The sequence below is a fragment of the Mesorhizobium sp. 2RAF45 genome, from assembly GCF_052115225.1.
Taxonomy (GTDB): Bacteria; Pseudomonadota; Alphaproteobacteria; order Rhizobiales; family Rhizobiaceae; genus Mesorhizobium; species Mesorhizobium jarvisii.
This window is the reverse complement of record NZ_JBFRGG010000002.1, coordinates 119,441-136,968: the sequence shown is the minus strand read 5'-3', so window position 1 is coordinate 136,968 and position 17,528 is coordinate 119,441. Positions and strand designations below refer to the sequence as shown.

General features: G+C 61.9%; 14 protein-coding genes. 5 read left to right on the top strand and 9 right to left on the bottom strand.

Annotation, left to right across the window (positions count from 1 at the left end; translation table 11 throughout):
- Positions 1-62 precede the first annotated feature (62 nt).
- The 8 genes from AB4Z43_RS05470 to AB4Z43_RS05435 form a co-directional block, all read right to left on the bottom strand.
- The gene (locus AB4Z43_RS05470; RefSeq protein ID WP_441936352.1) at positions 63-737 is read right to left on the bottom strand and encodes a helix-turn-helix domain-containing protein; all 675 of its coding nucleotides are present in this window, start codon (positions 735-737) and stop codon (positions 63-65) included.
- Between the two features lie 769 nt (positions 738-1,506).
- Complete coding sequence (locus tag AB4Z43_RS05465) at positions 1,507-2,673, bottom strand: Gfo/Idh/MocA family protein (protein WP_441936350.1); 1,167 nt, start codon at positions 2,671-2,673, stop codon at positions 1,507-1,509.
- Positions 2,674-2,740: 67 nt separating this feature from the next.
- On the bottom strand, positions 2,741-4,381 hold the full coding sequence (locus tag AB4Z43_RS05460) for a GMC family oxidoreductase (protein ID WP_441936349.1): 1,641 nt from the start codon (positions 4,379-4,381) through the stop codon (positions 2,741-2,743).
- Entirely contained in the window at positions 4,371-5,030 is a 660-nt protein-coding gene (locus tag AB4Z43_RS05455; protein ID WP_441936347.1) for a gluconate 2-dehydrogenase subunit 3 family protein, read from the bottom strand. The genes AB4Z43_RS05460 and AB4Z43_RS05455 overlap by 11 nt, the downstream gene beginning before the upstream one ends.
- Positions 5,031-5,133: 103 nt before the next feature.
- A complete protein-coding gene (locus AB4Z43_RS05450) occupies positions 5,134-6,096 on the bottom strand; it encodes an ABC transporter permease (protein WP_441936345.1) in 963 nt (320 codons plus the stop codon).
- Entirely contained in the window at positions 6,093-7,625 is a 1,533-nt protein-coding gene (locus AB4Z43_RS05445; RefSeq protein ID WP_441936343.1) for a sugar ABC transporter ATP-binding protein, read from the bottom strand. Before AB4Z43_RS05445 ends, AB4Z43_RS05450 begins: the two co-directional genes overlap by 4 nt.
- 163 nt (positions 7,626-7,788) lie before the next feature.
- On the bottom strand, positions 7,789-8,913 hold the full coding sequence (locus AB4Z43_RS05440) for a substrate-binding domain-containing protein (protein ID WP_441936342.1): 1,125 nt from the start codon (positions 8,911-8,913) through the stop codon (positions 7,789-7,791).
- Between the two features lie 41 nt (positions 8,914-8,954).
- Positions 8,955-9,824 (bottom strand): sugar phosphate isomerase/epimerase family protein, encoded by an 870-nt coding sequence (locus AB4Z43_RS05435; protein WP_441936340.1) that lies wholly within the window; start codon positions 9,822-9,824, stop codon positions 8,955-8,957.
- 133 nt (positions 9,825-9,957) lie between these two features.
- Between AB4Z43_RS05435 and AB4Z43_RS05430 the strand changes: the two genes are divergently transcribed.
- The 3 genes from AB4Z43_RS05430 to AB4Z43_RS05420 all read left to right on the top strand — a co-directional run bounded on the left by AB4Z43_RS05430 (position 9,958) and on the right by AB4Z43_RS05420 (position 12,932).
- A complete protein-coding gene (locus AB4Z43_RS05430; protein WP_441936338.1) occupies positions 9,958-11,361 on the top strand; it encodes an ROK family protein in 1,404 nt (467 codons plus the stop codon).
- A gap of 300 nt (positions 11,362-11,661) precedes the next feature.
- A complete protein-coding gene (locus AB4Z43_RS05425; RefSeq protein WP_441936337.1) occupies positions 11,662-12,531 on the top strand; it encodes a substrate-binding domain-containing protein in 870 nt (289 codons plus the stop codon).
- A gap of 83 nt (positions 12,532-12,614) precedes the next feature.
- Positions 12,615-12,932, top strand: a complete 318-nt coding sequence (locus AB4Z43_RS05420; protein ID WP_441936335.1) for a hypothetical protein — start codon at positions 12,615-12,617, stop codon at positions 12,930-12,932.
- Between the two features lie 144 nt (positions 12,933-13,076).
- On the opposite strand, the gene AB4Z43_RS05415 is transcribed toward AB4Z43_RS05420, so the two are convergent.
- A complete protein-coding gene (locus AB4Z43_RS05415) occupies positions 13,077-13,268 on the bottom strand; it encodes a hypothetical protein (RefSeq protein WP_441936333.1) in 192 nt (63 codons plus the stop codon).
- 575 nt (positions 13,269-13,843) lie between these two features.
- Between AB4Z43_RS05415 and ligD the strand changes: the two genes are divergently transcribed.
- On the top strand, positions 13,844-16,489 hold the full coding sequence (gene ligD / locus AB4Z43_RS05410; RefSeq protein WP_441936331.1) for a DNA ligase D: 2,646 nt from the start codon (positions 13,844-13,846) through the stop codon (positions 16,487-16,489).
- Positions 16,486-17,505: an ATP-dependent DNA ligase gene (locus tag AB4Z43_RS05405; protein ID WP_441936329.1), complete on the top strand. Its 1,020-nt coding sequence runs from the start codon at positions 16,486-16,488 to the stop codon at positions 17,503-17,505. Before ligD ends, AB4Z43_RS05405 begins: the two co-directional genes overlap by 4 nt.
- Positions 17,506-17,528: the final 23 nt, after the last annotated feature.

The window sequence follows — 17,528 nt, the reverse complement described above, 5'->3', positions numbered from 1 at the left end:
TGGCCCGGTTCCGAGGCGACGAATAGCGTTAAGATTCGTTTTATCGGCAGCAGAACAACTGATCACCGATCGACGCGCCGGGTCAGTCTCACCCGCCTCGGGCCTTGCAAGGAAATGGCACCACGCTGCTGTAGCTCCGTAAAAACACGACACACCGTTTCGACGGAGATTCCAAGCAGATCCGCCATGTCGTAGCGCGAGATCGGAAGCGCAACCCCTTCGTTCTGGGCCTTGGAAATCCGTTCGCAGAAATAGATGAGAAAGGCGCGCACCTTTTCCTTGGCGGTCATCGTGCCGACGATCAGCATCTGCTCCTGGAGCCTCTCGATTGCTTCGAAACTGCGCATCCGAAGCTCACGCGCTAGAGCGGGATTCGCATCGGCTAGCGCCTCGAGACGCTGGCGCGGATAGCACTCTATTGATGTTCCGTCGATTACGGACTGGACCCCGAACCGATGACGGTTGTGGGGGGTGAAGCCGAAGAAGTCGCCCGGCAGGTGGATATCGACGATTTGCCTGCGTCCGTTGGCGTGTATGATATATTTTCGGGCCGCTCCAGACACGATGCGGTACCAGGTGTCGCTCCTATCTTCCTGACTGTAGATTTCCTGCTCGCGCCCAAATCTCCGTACGCGGGCGATGGAAGGAAGCGCCTCCGGCTCGCCAGCGTCGTTCTGCTGCTGCTCCCGCCAAGCGAGTGACTGTCCAGTGTATTCCGAATTTTGGTGCTCAAGCATTGCGCGAGTCCCTTTGTGCTTGGCCCTGCGACCCTCAAAGAAGCATCACGATCGGCAATAATCTTTACAAAGGAAATTCGGGGACTTCCCGTATCGTAATATCCCTTAATCCGAGGCGAGCGCCCCGCTGTCCTCCGGCACGAACGCCGGTCAAGGACTCCTCGCGATTGGTCCCTAAGATAACAACATGCTCCTTCGCGGCACATTTCGCGAAAGGGCGGTTTCGTCGGCAAGGCGGCGTCGCTGCGCATTTTGCAACGTCAGCGACCGTCGCCAGCTTGCTGGGCTCGACATCGATTAGTTTCAGGCTATCGATGGCAGCGGCTCGGGAGCGCGGCACCCGCAATCTGAGGCACGTCCAATTGCAAGGAAGTCCGGCATGCCATCAGCGTTGCGTGGTCACCCTCGACCGCAAGATGATCGGCTTTGGCCATCTGTGGCGCGGTGCAGCGTAGGCCGGCACCGAGCTGGTGCTGAAGACGTTGCGGCCAAGCAATTGCACTACCGTTCCTTTCGCTGGAACGCGCCGCCGCTTCTTGGCAGCCACAAGCTGGCAGGTCCCTACCTGACGATCGGCCCCAACGCGTCCGGTCCGCTTACGGCCCGGACGCCTCCAAACCACAATGCGCCTCAAGTCGGTCATAGTCAGGACGATCTGCCCAATCCCGAACCGGACATCGTGATATGGGTTTCTGAAGATTGAAAGCCGGTGGAGGCCCGTTAGTTCTTACAGCATGGCGCTGATTGACCGTGATGCGCAGGGCACTCATCACAATCTTGTCCAGACGCCTCCTGCAATCGACGAACGAATGGCGGCTTCGATGAAAGCCAGGCCCTTGACGCCGTCGTCGACGGTTGGGAACAGCGTTTGGGGCGTAAGCGGCCTACCCAGGCGCAAGGCGACAATCGCCTCAGCGACGTCATGATAAAGAGTGGCGAAGGCTTCAAGGTAACCTTCCGGGTGGCCAGCCGGAACGCGCGAGGCAAGTCTGTTTGATTCATCCGCGCCGGCGCCGTTGCGGGTAATGATTTGTCGGTTCTGGTCGAGCGACGACCAGACCAACTGGTTTGCGTCGCGCTGCGTCCATTCCAGCGCTCCCTTCGAGCCATAGACGCGAAGACTGACCTCATTCTCGTTGCCGATGGCGACCTGGCTGCACCAGAGACTGCCGCGCGCGCCGTTTTCATAGCGCAGCATTATCTGGACGTTATCGTCAAGCCGCCGTCCTTCCACGAAGGTGGTAAGCTCGGCACATAGTGCGTCAGGCTCGAGCCCGGTGACGAAACCGGCAAGATTGAAAGCATGGGTGCCAATGTCGCCAATTGAGCCGCCCGCGCCCGATCGTGCTGGATCCGAGCGCCACTCGGCCTGCTTGTTGCCGCCGTCCTCGAGTTTCGTCGCCAGCCAGTCCTGCGCGTATTCGACCTGGACGATGCGGATCTCGCCCAGGTCGCCGTTGCGGACCATGGCACGGGCCTGCCGGAGCATCGGATAACCGATATAGGTATGGGTCAGCGCCACGACCAGCCCAGAAACCCGCGCGGCCTCCCGTAGCGACAGCGCCTCGGCCAGCGTCGTCGTCAGCGGCTTGTCACAAATGACATGGATGCCGGCGTCGAGAAAGGCGCGGATGGCCGGCGCGTGCATGTGGTTGGGGGTGACAATGGAAACCGCTTCGATGCCGTCGGGGCGGACGGTTTCGCTGCGCGCCATGTCAGTGAAATCGGCGTAGCTGCGGGCCGGGTCGAGACCGAGTAGCGCAGCGGATCGCGCTGCGCGCGCCGCGTCCGAGGACAAGGCTCCCGCAACCAGGTCGTAGCGGTCGTCGAGCCGAGCGGCGATGCGGTGCACCGCACCGATAAAGGCTCCTTCGCCACCGCCTACCATCCCGAGACGAATGCGGCCACGCCTTCCAGCGAAACGGTTGCCGCTCATGGCGCTCTCCATTGCTGCGATCGATCGGGGACGTTGCGGGCGGCAGACCTCGGCGTCCCGCCCGCCATTACGCTGCCGCCCCGCGTTCGGCGATGATCTTTTCGGCGACGCGCCAGGCATTGGCCATGATGGTGAGCGTCGGGTTGGCGCCGGTGCCGGTCGGGAAAGGCGATCCGTCGACTGCGTAGAGGTTCTCGACTTCGTGCGCCCGGCACCATCTGTTGAGCACCGAGGTCGCCCCGTCGTCGCCCATCCGTGCCGTGCCGTGCTGGTGCGAGCAATTGCCGGTGACGCGGTCGGCATAGACCTTGCGAATGGTCAAAGCGCCGCTGGCCTCCAGAATGTCGGCCCCGCGATCGATCAGGTAGCGTCCCTGGTCGAGATCGTTCTGGTGCGGCTTCAGTGTCACGCGCGCGACCGGCAGTCCCCAGGCGTCGACCACCGTTTCGTCGAGGTCTATGCGGTTGTCGTGCTGGGGCATGTCGTGCAGCACCATGGCAATCGCCAGCGAATGGCTGAAGTGGTCGCGGTCGTTCTTCTTAGCCTCGGCGCCCCAAGAAGGCGTGCCCGGCATGCGCCAGTTGATGGGCAGCGGGATGCCGACGCCCGCCACCGCGATGTGCCCGCCGGAGACGAAGCCGCGCGATGCGTCATGTTCGTAATGTTGGAAGGTCGAAGCGCTGACATACCCGCCGCCGGCCCAGGCATAGACCGGATCGTCATAGGTGCCGACCGCCGCCGAATATTCGTGAAAGGTAACATTGCGCCCGACCATGTCACTCCCATTGGCTACGCCCTTCGGGAAGCGACCGGACTTCGACAGCAGCATGAGGCGTGCCGTTTCCATAGCGCCGCAGGCAAGGATGAACAGATCGGCCTCCTGCTCTATGGCGTCGCCGTCGGCGTCCAAGTAGATCGCGGCCTTGATATTGCCTTGGCTGTCCAGAACGAGTTCGCGAACCACGCAGCTGGGTCGCAGCTCAAAATTTCCGGTTGCGACCGCGTCCGGGATAAAGACGTTGAGTGCCGACGAGCGCGTTCCGGTAGGGTCGCCGTGCTGCTGCGCAAACGCGCTGACCACCGTCGCCTTGCGACCATTGAAAGGGCGCGACAATGCGGCCTGCGGAGTGGGGAAGGCGTTCCAACCTAGCGCGTCGCAGCCCTTAATAAACTTCTGCGCATAGCGTGAAATCGGCATAGGCGGACATGGGTAGCCGCCTGAGCGGCGTGACTCGAATTTGTTGGCGCCAGGCTGACCCGATACCCCGAACGCCCATTCGACTTTGAGGTAGTATGGCTCTAGCTCGTCATAGGTGATCGGCCAGTCGGCAAGGCTGGTGCCCGGCAGGTCGCCGGCCACGGTGCGCAGGCGGAAATCATTCTCGGTGAAGCGCGGCAACCAGCCCTGCCAGTGGACGGTGCCACCGCCGACCATCTGCGGCACCGGGCAGAACATTTCGGAACGCGCGTCGTCGGCGGCAGTCTCGCGCCAGGTGCGCGGATTGAGGATCGGGTCCGGCCACAGATTGTAGCGATTGATGTTGGCGAGTTCGTCGCCGCCAAAGCTTTCCTTCTTCCGCCACGGCCCCTTTTCGAGGGCCACGACCTTGACGCCAGCCTCGCAAAGCACCTTTGCGGCGGCGGCGCCGGACGCGCCGGCACCAATGATGACGACGTCGGTTCTCGCGGGTTTGGTCTTATAGGCCATCGTGGAACTCCCTGACCTTGTCGGCTTCGCCCTCGGCGAAATACTGCAGCGTAGTGTATCGGCCGGTGTGGACATCCTTTAGCGAGGCAGGGCCTGGGAAGCCGATCACCTCCCAGCCGACCCGGTCCCTGTTACCGCCATAGATGGGGTCGGCATAAAAACCCTGGCGTGTGTGGGTGATCAGCAGCGGCAGAAAATCGAGATCGACCTCCGTAGACGTCTGCTGCAGCGCGGGTTGGGGCGAAACCGGGCCAGCGAGCGCGTCGTCGACGGCGAGCGTCGTCGGCGCACCCGTGCCGGCCTGCTCCAACTCGTGAAGGATCTCGTCCTGCTGGTGTGGGGCCAGTGCCACGAAGTCGGACGAAAACCTCTCGCGGGCGCGGGCGTCGAGGTCGAGCAGTCCGGCGACATACCGGTCGCGCATGATTTCGATGCGCTGCATCCAGGCCTTGGCCGATGCGCCATCGAGAACTTCGAAGCCGGAGCCGTCGGGCTTTGCGAAGATGTAACCGATACCCGAGAGATAGCGGTCGACGAAGTCCACGCAGCCTGCTTCGCGTGCGCCCGGCGTGTCGTCGGTTGGGATGATGCGGGCCATCGCGGCTTCCACCGTGGCGCGCTGATGCGGATTGAAGAAGGTGTCAGACATGGCATGTCCCTTGCTGCAATTATCTTTCGGGTCGACGCGTTGAGCCAGCGCGCCGCAAGCTTGATGCCTGGCAAAGCCCCGCCTTTGTTCTTCTGCGCTCTGCCTAACGCTTGCGCGTTTGGCTGATGGCGACTGCGATGATGATGATGGCGCCGCGAGCGATCAGCTGTTGGCTGAATTCCAGTCCCATCAGCACGAGGCCGTTGTTGATCAGGCCGATCATCAGCGCGCCCATGATAGAGCCGACCACTGTGCCGGCACCACCGAACAGGCTGGTGCCGCCAAGCACGGCCGCGGCGATCACCGAAAGCTCGTCGCCTTCGCCGAACTGGAAGCGGCCGGAATGGAGACGGCCCGCATAGAGCATGCCGGCAAAGGCGGCCGCCACGGACGACAGCATCAGCACGCGGAACTTGATAGAGGCGGTGTTGACCCCGGAGTAGCGTGCCGATGTCTCGTTGCCGCCGGTGGCCAGCACGCGCCGCCCGAACGTGGTGCGGCGAAGCACGATGTGGCCGGCGATGCCGATGATTGCCACCCAGATCAACAGGCTTGGTATCGGGCCGAGGTTACCGGCGCCGAAGATCGCCGCGTAGGGCTTGCTCAGTATGGGGATCGCCGCCGTGCCGCTGATCCACATGGCGACGCCGCGTGCGATGCCCATCATGGCAAGCGTGGTCAAGAACGAAGGTATGCCGATGCCGGTGGTCAGCCAGCCGTTGACGGCGCCGACGACGACGCCGGTGCCCAAGCCGTAAAGGATTCCGCCGGCGATGCCGAATTGGTCGATGCCCATTGCCGTGGCGACGGAAGCGAGGCCCGCGACAGCACCGACCGACAAGTCGATCTCGCCAGTGCTGAGCACAAAGGTCATCGTCACCGAGACCACGGCGATGATCGCGGTCTGACGGATAATGTTCAGCAGGTTGTTGGGGTCGAGAAAGCCCCTGTCGTTCAGCGTCGCGGCAAAGACGAGGAAGATAACCACAAAGCCGATATAGATGATGTATTCACGCCAGTTGGCCAGTGCCGAGAATTTGCTCGCTGATGCGGCCGTGTCGGTCATTGGATGGTTCCTCCGCGGGCTTCCTGCATGAATTTGTTGAGTTTCTGTTCGGCGTGCTGAAGGCTGTCGATCGAGTCCGCCTTGGGGGCGTCATCGAGGTCGTGACGGGCGATGTCGCGCACGATGCGGCCTTCCGACATCACCAGGATGCGATCGCAAGCGGCGAGCAGTTCCTGCAGCTCCGACGACAGCACCAGGATTGCCTTGCCCGATTTGGCGAGGTTGCGGATCAGCGTCACGATTTCCGATTTCGAACCGATGTCGATGCCGGCGGTTGGTTCGTCCAGGATCAGCACCTCCGGTTCGGTCGCCAGCCATTTGGCGATGACCACCTTCTGCGCATTGCCGCCCGACAGCGTCCTGATGGTCGCCTTGCGCGAGTCAGTCTTGATGCGCAGGCGCTGGATCGAGCTTTCGGCCAGTGCCGCCGACTTGCCGCGATCGACCCATGTCTTCGTCGAAAGGCGATCAAGGTTGGGCAGGTCGATGTTGCTTTCCACCGAATGGAAGGCGACGAACCCCTGCCGTGCGCGATCTTCCGGCACCAGCGCAAGGCCGGAGTCGATGGCATCTCGCGGCCTAGCGATCGAAACCACCTTGCCTTTGATCCGGATCTCGCCACTAGTCATCGGCTGGACCCCGGCCAGCACGCGCGCCAACGACGAGCGGCCACTGCCCAGCAGGCCAGCGACGCCGACTACTTCACCGCGGCGAAGCGTCAGATCGATACCGATAGGCTTGCCAGAGCCCGAAAGGCCGCGTGTTTCGAGCAGCACTTCGCCGATAGTCGCCGTCTCGCGCACCACGTCGGAGAAGCCGCGAGAGCGTCGGCCGATGATATGGGCGATCATCGATTCGAGCGTGAATTCTGACATCGGCGCGGTGATGATGTGCTTGCCATCGCGCAAGATGGTAGCGCGGTCGGCAATGCGGAAGATCTCGTCCATACGGTGCGAGACATAGACGATGGCGACGCCCTCGCCGCGAAGCTGGCGCACATAGTCGAACAGCCGCTCGACCTCGTTCTGCGACAGCGCCGTGGTTGGCTCGTCCAGCACCAAAACCTTGCACGGTTGCGAGGTCGCCTTGACGATCTCGGTGAGCTGTCGGTGTCCAGCCGGAATGTCGGAGACCTTGGCGGTGGGGTCGATCTCGACGCCCATGCGCGCGAAAAGCTTTCGCGATTCGGCCACCGCGGTTCTGTCGTCGATGAGCCCGGAACTGGTCATGATCTCACGGTTGAGGAAGACGTTCTGCGCCACCGTCAGCGTCGGAATCAGGCTCATTTCCTGGAACGCCATAGCGACACCGGCATTGCGCGCGGCCTCGGCGGTGAAGGTGGCTAGCGGCACGCCGCCGATCTCGACCGTGCCGGAGGTTGGCGGCTGTACGCCGCGGAGAATTTTGAGGATTGTCGACTTGCCCGCGCCATTCTCCCCGAGCAGTGCGTGCACTTGGCCCGGGCTAACGTCGAGATGAACGTCGTCGAGCGCCCGGACACCGCCGAAACGCATGCTGACGTTTCGCATTCGGACGGCTTCGGCTGCGTTGGCAGTGTTCATGACAACACCTATAGGGAAAACAAAGGTTTGCGTCGGGTAGGGGGAATGGTTCGGCCTGTCGGACAGAAACGCTGCGCTTCTGCTCGAACTCGGCCGAACCATCGCCACCGGGAGGACCTGTGTGCGAGGTCTACTGCATACTTTGCTTGATCTTGTCGGTGACCGGCTTGTGGTAGACCTGCTGCCAGGCATCGGCGAGACTGGCCTTGGTTACCGGCAGTGCCGGCAGCGCGACATAGGCCGGCGCCTGCTTGCCAAGCAAGCCGTAGCCGGCCAGCATGGCCTCGGTCACGCCTTGGTCGTAGGGCCGCTGCGCCGACAGGCCCTTTACCGGGCCGTCGCTTGCCATGTTGATGGCGACGTTTTCGCCGAGGTCGCAATTGACGATCACCAGGTCGTCCCGACCATTGGTGAGCGCGGCGGAGATGACGCCTTCCGCGGGCACATCCCACACCGCCCAGATACCCTTGATGCTGGGATGGGCGACGAGCAGGGCACCAGCGGCCTTCTCGGCATCGCCTGAGAAGTCGGGCCCCCCGATGCCTTGCTCTGCGACGACGTGGATGTCCGGATAGTTCTCTGCCAGCGTCTTCTTGACGGCGTCGTAGCGCTGCTTGGTGACGAAGAAGTCGGCTGCGTGGAAGATCAGTCCGACATCGCCCTTGCCGCCCAGTGCCTGCGCCAGGAGGTGCGCTGTTGCCACGCCATTTCCGTAGTTGTCAGCCGAGACCGAGCTAACGTAGTCCTTGCCGGCCACGAAGCCTTTCGGCACGTTGTCCATGAACACGAGCTTGGCGCCGGCGTCGGCGGCCGCCTTGTAGGCTGCTGCGGTCGCGACCGGGTCGGTCGGGATCGACACAATGATGTTGGGCTTCTGCGCCATTACGGTCTCGAGGTCGGACACCTGCTTGTCGGGCTTGAAGCCTGCGTCGGTGACGGCGACGACTTCGATCCCCATGGCGGCGAACTGCGCCTTGAGGCCTTCGATCTGCGCCTGCGACCAGTCGTTGCCAGCATAGTGCATGACTATGGCGGCCTTGGCATGCATCTCCTTGATCTTGGCCAGTTCCTCATCGGTGAGCTTGACGCTCGAGGCGGCTTCCGGTTTCTCGCCGTTCGGTCCGAGGCTCATCACATGCTGGCCGATCTCGGTCAGCGCCTGGGCGGGATCGATGGCATAGGCGACGTTCGAGACAAGGCCGAGGCCGAGCGTCAGACAGATAGCCGTCGAACGAAGCAAGGTTTTCATGCGCATGGTGGTTTCTCCCTGATGTTGTTTGGTTTTCGTTGTTGCAGCTACAGGCGCCTCCCGGCGTCAATGCCGGTCGGTAAATTCAGACTCGCTAGTTCTGCCTGGACAAAGGCGAGGCTTTCCCGCGCCCCGGCGGCGGGATCAGCCCAGGCGTCGAGTTCGTTGCAGATCCAACCCGTGAAACTGATGTCTTTCAGGGCCCGGATCACGGCGCCGTTGTCGCAATCGCCCCGGCCGACCGGCACGAAGGCGAACGGATCGCGCTGCCATCCCTTGAGGTGGACGTAGGAAATGCGTGACGCGTGCTCGCGCACCATAGCTGCCACGTCGCCTCCGGCAGCGGCCAGATGCGCGGTGTCCGGACAGAACCCGATCGCGGTCTTGCCGAAGATCGTCCGAACCTCGTCCGGGTTCTCGACGATGGTGGAAAGGTGGGGGTGATAGTGAGCTTTCAGGCCGTGCTGCGCAGCGATTGCCATCACCTTGTCGAGCGCAAAAGCCAAGGCATCGTAGTCGCTTTGGCGCGTCCCGTCGTGGCGCCGCGCGCCGCCGCCAACAACCAGGTGCTCGGCGCCGAGCGCCCGCGCTGCGTCCGCTGCCTTGGTGACGCGCGCCAGTTCTTCGTCAAGGATGTCCGTGAAGATGAAGTTGCCGCCGGCATAGACCGAGACCAGCGACAGGCCCGTGTCGGCGAGGATCTTGCGCATGGCGGCGTAATCGTCGCCTTCGCTTTCCACGACATTGCCGTCGAAGAGCTCAATGCCGTCGTAGCCCGCTGCTGCGATATCGCGCGCGGCCTCGGCCATGTCCCCGAAGGTCCGGTAGGCCAAACGGTTGATGGACGTCACACCAACGGCGTCGCCCCCAAGCGGGCCCCAGCAATTGGCGTGATAGGCCAGTTTCCAAGCAGTCATGGCGTCTCCTCCCGACACGGCCCAAACGCTTTTGTATTTGCAAACGCATCTTTAGTTGATAAAATGCAAAAGTCAATTAAGTTTTCTGTGTCAGCGACAAAATAGGCATTGCGTCTTCCGAAAACGCTCGTCCATGGTGGACAAGAAGGAGCAATCGGCCGTGGCAAGGACTGGTTTGGGAGGCACCGCAGTTGCGGTTGCAGATCGATCCGGGGAGACGGGTTCTCCAGCGGCGGCCGACCGCGTGAGGGCCCTTGAAGCCGAACGCCAGAGTCTTGTTTCGCTTCTTAACATTCTGCGCTCCAGTGAACCTTGCACGCGTCTAGACCTCGAACGAGAGGCCCGGCTCGGCCGCGCCGTGGTCACGGACCGGCTGTCGACGCTTGCTGCCTTCGGCCTTGTCGATGAAGGCGGTGTCGGGCGCTCCATAGGCGGGCGCGCGCCGCGTCTGGTGCGGTTCCGATCGGAGGCCGCGCGCATTCTGGTTGCCAACATCGACGGCGACACCATCGGCCTTGGTCTCGCCGATCTGGACGGGCGGCTCATCCTTGAGCACTACGAGGATTTCGACGCCGCTTCCCCAGCGCAGGCACTGTTCGATCGGCTCGAGGCGCTGTTCAACTGGTCGCTCGGCAAGGATGGTGCTCCGGTGTGGGCGATTGGTCTGGGAGCGCCGGGCGCGGTCGAGCAGAAGGACTCGAAAAGCCCGGCGATCCCTAAGCTCAGCGCGATGCCTGCTTGGGACGAGGCGAAACTTCTGGAACGACTGATACATCGTTTCCAAGCGCCAGTCTGGGTGCGGGGCGCCGTGCAGATGGAAACGATGGGTGAATTAAGCGCCTTGTCAGCAGAGGCCAGCCGCGACATGCTCTACGTCGACCTTGGCTCGGATATCACCGCCGGCATCGTCGTCGACGGGCGCCTGCATCGTGGCGCGCAAGGCATAGCAGGACAGATAGGGCATGTTTACGCCGGCGAGCCGCACAAGCGCATCTGCGGTTGCGGCAATGTTGGCTGCCTGCAAACCGTCGCCGGCTGCGATGCCATCGCTCAGGCCGGCCTACGCGCGGCACATGAGGGGCGAAGCCGCCTTCTCGGCGAAACGCTCGCCGCGACCGGAACTGTGACTGCGGCCGACATTGGCACGGCGGCCCGCCTCGGCGACCCGTTCTCGGCCGACCTGCTGGCGCAGTCCGGACGGCTGATCGGGACCGTCCTGGCGACGCTGGCCAATATGCTCAACCCGTCGATGATCGTTCTCGGCGGCGAACTGTCCCAAACGGGGGAAATCTGCCTGGCGGCGATCCGCGAGGGTATCTACCGGCACGCGCAGCCGCTCATCAGCCGCGATATCAGTATTGTCCATTCGCGCATGGGGCGGTCGGCTGGACTTGTCGGCGCCGCAACCGTCGCCGTGACTGAACTTTTCGCACCAGCGTTCCTCAGCGAATGGATCGTATCTGGCACGCCGCTTGCCCACGCCGGTGTTACCGATTTGTTGGCCGTTGCCGAGAAGACGGCGATGACAGGGGGTTGAGCGTGGAGCCCGCCCGACCGGCCGTCGCGAAGTCGCCGCGGTCAGCCGTGGCGCTTGCAAACCCAGACCCCTGCGGTAGGTTTGATCCAATAAAGCTGCCCCGCAGAGGTGGCGGGCGGGAGGGACAACGGGATGCAGAGAGCTGATGCAGCAATGCCACCTGGATGTGCGTTGCCGGTTTCGTCCGTCGCGCGTCCACCGGTTGCAGGTCTGGGGCCACATGGCGAACGGCCGGCATCTCCCGAATTGCTGCGCCCGTCTGCCGAGATGCTGGAGCGCGCTAGGGCACGAGCCTTCCGCGTGGCGATCGTGCTGCACACGACCGCTTCGGACTGGGCGCAGCGTCAGATCGCGGGCATCAAGGCCGGGTTGGAGCAGGCGGGCGCCGTCGTCGTCGACATCGTCGATTGCGGCTACGACGCGGCCACCCAGATCGCGGCGATCGAACGGCTGGTGCAATCGAAGCCCGATGCCGTGATCAGCATCCCCGTCGGAAGCACGGCCGTGGCTGCAGCTTTCCGCAAACTGGCGGTCGCCGGGATCAAGCTCGTCCTACTCGACAACGCGCCTTCCGGCCTCCTTCAAGAGACCGACTATGTAAGCGTCATATCGTCGGACAATTTCGGCCTTGGCCAGATCGCCGCCAGTCTAATTTCGCCGCACATTCGGCAGAACGGCACAGTCTGCGTGGCTGCCTACAATGTCGACTTCTTCGCGACGGCGCAGCGCGAGATCGCATTCGGCAAGTGGATGCGGCACGAGCGCCCGGACATCACAATGACGCAGCTGAAATTCGAAGTGCCAGCAAATGCCGGCACCGCGGTTGGTCTCTACCTCGATGCCAATCCTGATCTGGATGGACTGTTTGTCGTCTGGGACGAGCCAGCAGTCGCATCGCTGCCAGCTTTTTCTGGCCGCTCACGGATTCCGGTAATGACCACGGTGGATCTCGGTAGCGCTATCGCTGAGGCCCTTCTTGAAGGAACGATCGTCAAGGGTGTTGCCGCGCAACGGCCTTTCGAACAGGGCGAGATCGCTGCAACGGCCGCGATTGTCGGGCTGACCGGCAATGCTGTGCCGCCGTGGATTGTGCTGCCGGGGGTAGCAGTGACCGCAGGTAATGTCGCAGAAGTCTACAAGCATGTTGGCGGCGCTCCCAATTTCTATTGAGCCGACGTTACGAGAGGTTAAACGAACGCCTCATGCAAGCCTGTCGATGGCCTGAAAGATCATCTTGATGCAGGCGCGGTTGAATGGTTTTCGACGTCTGGCACTTCGTCGGGAGCAAATCCGACCTTGGGTGTCGAGAACAATTTCGCGGCACTGGATCCATTCGGGCCATCTACGACGGGCCGCTTGAACTGCAGCCTAGTGTACCCGTCAAGGCAAGTTGCTATGATCGCAAGTTCCCCGGTGACGGCGAGTTCCCGAACGCACCCATTGTTTCCGTACTGGCGCCCAATGATGGCCTGAACCAGATCAGGCACGAGGTCTTCTCGGCCATACTAGCGATGAGTGCGGAACAGGTCAGCCGCATCAGTGCGGGCTACTCTGAGCGCCGCTGGCCCTAATATGCCCGCGGCGGCTTTCTAAGCGACCTAGCCAAAAGCCGTCCGTCTGAAGTCGGCCCATTTCAGACTCTACTAGTCAGCGACAGAGAATGTTACGTCACTTCCGGAGCATACGCACAGGGGCGTGGGATCGGTAGCACGCCGTTATTCCGTCTTTGGCGGCACTTCTTTCTTTATTGGTTGAGTGTCCGCAGCGTTCGACATATCGACCTTGTCGACGCTGGCTGTTTTCTGCGAGTCGACCGATGCGTGTACCTTCTCGTGATATGGGCAATCAGCATAGGCGGCGAATACGGACAGGCCTAACATTGTGGCTATTGCGAGGAGTGTTTTCATCGTCATCTCCACTCGTGGATGACGCAACGTAGCCCGCCTGGTGCTGACAACAAAATCACTTTTGCCCCTCGGGGCTTACCAAGACCTGTGCCAGTCGACTCTACATACCGCCAGTGCCCTCAGACGCGTGAGGATGCCCGATCTCTGGGTGATTGATATGCCGCAACGGCTGCCAAGTCTACCGGTTATCGCTAATACAGATTTGCGCGCTCGCGCAGTAGGCGCACGCGCAAGCGCGCGCGCGAGGGTCAACGTTTGAATTGCGGCTGCACGCGCTTCGGCCGAATGCGGTATTCTACCGCCTAGCCTAGATAACCGGATACCCCCTAGGGGGTGGTTCGATCGTTGACGCGGGCGTTTCGCGGACCGCTTCTTCCGCTGCGTGCACACTTTTGCCGATTGAAATGTTGAGGTTGCTTCAAGGCATACCATCCATGAGGAAACCCGGCCGGCAGCGGGCGTGCGCGCTCACGTGCGCCGTCACGCAACACGATCATCGCTTTCTGTTCAAGAGATGAACCGAATGACCTCCTCGGCGTTGAGTCGCGCGTTGCGTGATCAGCCGGGGCACTTTCATGAGCAAGGGCGAGCTTTCAACCTACCGGGCTAAGCGGGATTTTTCGCAGACAAATGAGCCCAGCGGAGAGACGTCGATCTCGAGTTCGGACCGGCTTCGGTTTGTGATCCAGAAACACGATGCCACCCGTCTGCACTACGACCTGCGCCTGGAGCTCGGAGGTGTCTTCAAATCGTGGGCCGTCACGAAAGGTCCATCACTGGATCCCCAGGACAAGCGCCTGGCGGTCGAGGTCGAAGACCATCCGCTGGACTATGGCGACTTCGAAGGCACGATCCCCAAGGGCCAGTATGGCGGCGGCACCGTGCAGCTTTGGGATCGCGGCTATTGGGAGCCGGAAGGCGCACTGTCGCCGGAACAGGCTCTGGAAAAAGGCGATCTGAAGTTCACGCTCGACGGCAAGCGCCTGCACGGCAGTTTCGTCCTGGTGCGGATGAAACATTACCGCAATGGCGGGAAGCGAACCAACTGGCTTTTGATCAAACACCGCGACAAATACGCGACAGATGGCAATGGCGACGCGGTGCTGGCGCAGGACCGATCTGTCGCCTCAGGGCGAAGCATGGATAAGATCGCCGCGGGCAAGGGCGCCGGACCCAAGCCCTTCATGCTGCAAGGCACCTCGGTGGCCGATGCAGATGCCGTGTGGGACAGCAATCGCGGTCATGCTGCCGACGAGCGTTCCGCCAAAGCTTCAAAACCGTCTCAACCTCCAAAGCGAGCCGTTCGGGCATCGGCAGTGACGATGCCCGAATTCATCGCGCCACAACTTTGCGCGACGCTCTCCCGGCCGCCGGCCAGCTCGAACTGGGTCCACGAAATCAAATTCGATGGCTATCGCGTCCAGATGCGTGTCGAAGATGGCGCTGCCACGCTGAGGACGCGGAAGGGCCTGGACTGGACGGAGAAATTCGGCGCTATCGCGAACGAGGCTGCAAGCCTTCCCAACGTCATCGTCGACGGCGAGATCGTGGCGCTTGGCGAAAACGGGGCACCCGATTTTGCCGCAATGCAAGCTGCGCTCTCGGAACGCCGGACAAAGGATCTGATTTTCTTCGCTTTTGATCTGCTCTTCGCAAACGGCGTTGATCTGCGAAAACTGCCTCTCACTGAGCGCAAGGAGCGGCTCAGGGAGATGCTCGGCGAGGTCGACCGCGGCGACGAAAATCTCATCCGCTATGTCGAGCATTTCACCAACGGCGGCGACGCGGTGCTACAGTCCGCCTGCCGACTTGCGCTTGAAGGCATCATCTCCAAAAAGGCTGATGCAACCTATGTCTCGGGAAGGACCGACACTTGGGCAAAATCGAAATGCCGCGCTGGGCACGAGGTGGTCATCGGCGGCTGGTCGACGACTAACGGCAAGTTCCGGTCTTTGCTGGTCGGTGTCAACCGCGGCGAGCATTTCGCCTATATCGGCCGTGTCGGGACCGGCTACAGCGAGGCGAAGGTCAAGCAGCTGCTGCCAAGGCTAAAGGAGATGAAGGCTGCGAAGTCGCCATTCACCGGCGATGGCGCACCGAAAAAAGATGCGGCCGTGTTCTGGGCCAAGCCTGAGCTGGTTGCGGAAATCGAGTTCGCCGGCTGGACCGGTGGCGGCAATGTCAGGCAGGCAGTCTTCAAGGGCCTGCGCGAAGACAAGCCGGCTAAAGAGGTTGAGGCCGAGCGCCCGGCCGATCCCCAGGAGACGGAGATTGCCAACCCCGCCAAGGTGACTGGCAAAACGGGGAAAAGCCCAGTGGTCATGGGCGTCCTCATTTCCAAACCCGACAAGCCGCTGTGGCCGAATGCGGGCGACGGGAAGGCTGTCACCAAGCTCGATCTTGCAGAATACTTTGCGGCCGTGGGGCCTTGGATGATCAAACATCTCAAAGGGCGCCCCTGTTCGCTTGTGCGAGCCCCTGATGGCTACGCGGGCGAGCAGTTCTTCCAGCGCCATGCGATGCCGGGCACGTCCAATCTGCTGGAACTGGTGAAAGTCTTCGGCGACCACAAGCCATATCTGCAGATTGACCGCGTTGAGGGTCTGGCAGCGATCGCCCAAATAGGCGGCCTTGAGCTGCATCCCTGGAATTGCCAGCCCGGTCATCCGGAGGTGCCCGGCCGGCTCGTCTTCGATCTGGACCCTGGTCCTGAAGTCTCCTTTGCCGAGGTGGTGACTGCAGCCAAGGAAATGCGCGATCGCCTCGAAGACCTGGGCCTGGTGAGTTTTTGCAAGACGACGGGCGGCAAAGGCTTGCATGTCGTCACACCTTTGGCCGGCCAGCGTAACAAGACGACATGGCCCGAGGCCAAAGCCTTCGCCAAAGCTGTCTGCATGCAGATGGCGGCTGAGCGACCCGATCTCTACCTTGTCAACATGGCCAAGAAGCTGCGGACGTCACGCATCTTTCTCGACTACCTCCGAAACGATCGCATGGCGACGGCCGTTGCGCCGCTGTCGCCGCGGGCAAGGGAAGGCGCGACCGTCTCCATGCCGCTGACATGGGGGCAGGTGAAGGCGGACCTCGATCCGAAGAAATACACGGTCCGAACCGTGCCCGGCCTCCTGAAAAAGACCGTCGCCTGGACCGACTATGACGATGGCGAACGGTCGATCGCCATCGCCATCAAGCGGCTGGGTTCAGCAAAGCTGGCCGCATGACATCGACGCTTGTGAAACCGTCCTTTGGCCTTCCGTTGGACACTGAACCCATGGAGGCAAAGTCGGCGGACGCGCTGCCTGATGACAGCAGCCAATGGCAGTACGAACCCAAATGGGACGGGTTTCGCTGCCTGGCGTTCAAAGCCGGCGACGAGGTGGAATTAAGGGCGAAATCCGGCAAGCCACTTGGCCGATACTTTCCTGAGGTAGTTGCGATGTTGCGCGACCTGAATGCGCAAGCATTTGTGGTCGATGGTGAGATCACAATCGAAGTCGACGGCTCCCTTTCGTTTGACGCACTGCAGATGCGGCTGCACCCAGCGGAAAGCAGGATTCGGAAACTGTCGGCCGAGACACCGGCCAAATTAATCCTCTTCGACATGCTGGCGAGTGTCGATGCCAGCTTGATAGATCAACCGCTGTCGGCACGACGCGCGGCGCTGGAAGCCTTAATCAGGGCAGAACCGGAAAGCGGACTTGAGCTGTCGCGCTGTACCAAGAGTTTGGCGGCTGCAATGAAGTGGCTCAGCGAATCCGGTCAGGGTTCAACGGATGGCGTTGTCGCCAAGCTTCTCAACGACGAATATCGGCCCGGCGAGCGCGCCATGGTCAAGGTCAAGCGGCTGCGCACCGCCGATTGTGTGGTCGGCGGGTTCCGCTATCTGGCCAATTCTCGCGAGGTCGGCTCCTTGCTGCTTGGCCTCTACAACGACCAAGGCAAACTCGACCACGTGGGATTTACATCGACGATCGCCCGGGAAGATCGTTCAAAGCTGACACGGGAACTCGAAGCGCTGCGATCACCTCCGGGATTTACCGGCAAAGCCCCCGGCGGCCCGAGCCGGTGGAGCACGGAGAGGAGCGGACAGTGGGAGCCCGTTCGTCCAGAACTCGTAGTGGAGGTCCGCTTCGACCACGTCACGGGCGATCGATTTCGGCATGGTACAAAACTTATGCGGTGGCGCCCTGACAAGAGCCCACAGCAGTGTACGTTCGAGCAAATATTGAAAACATGAACCCTCTCCCGGTCGCCCCTCGA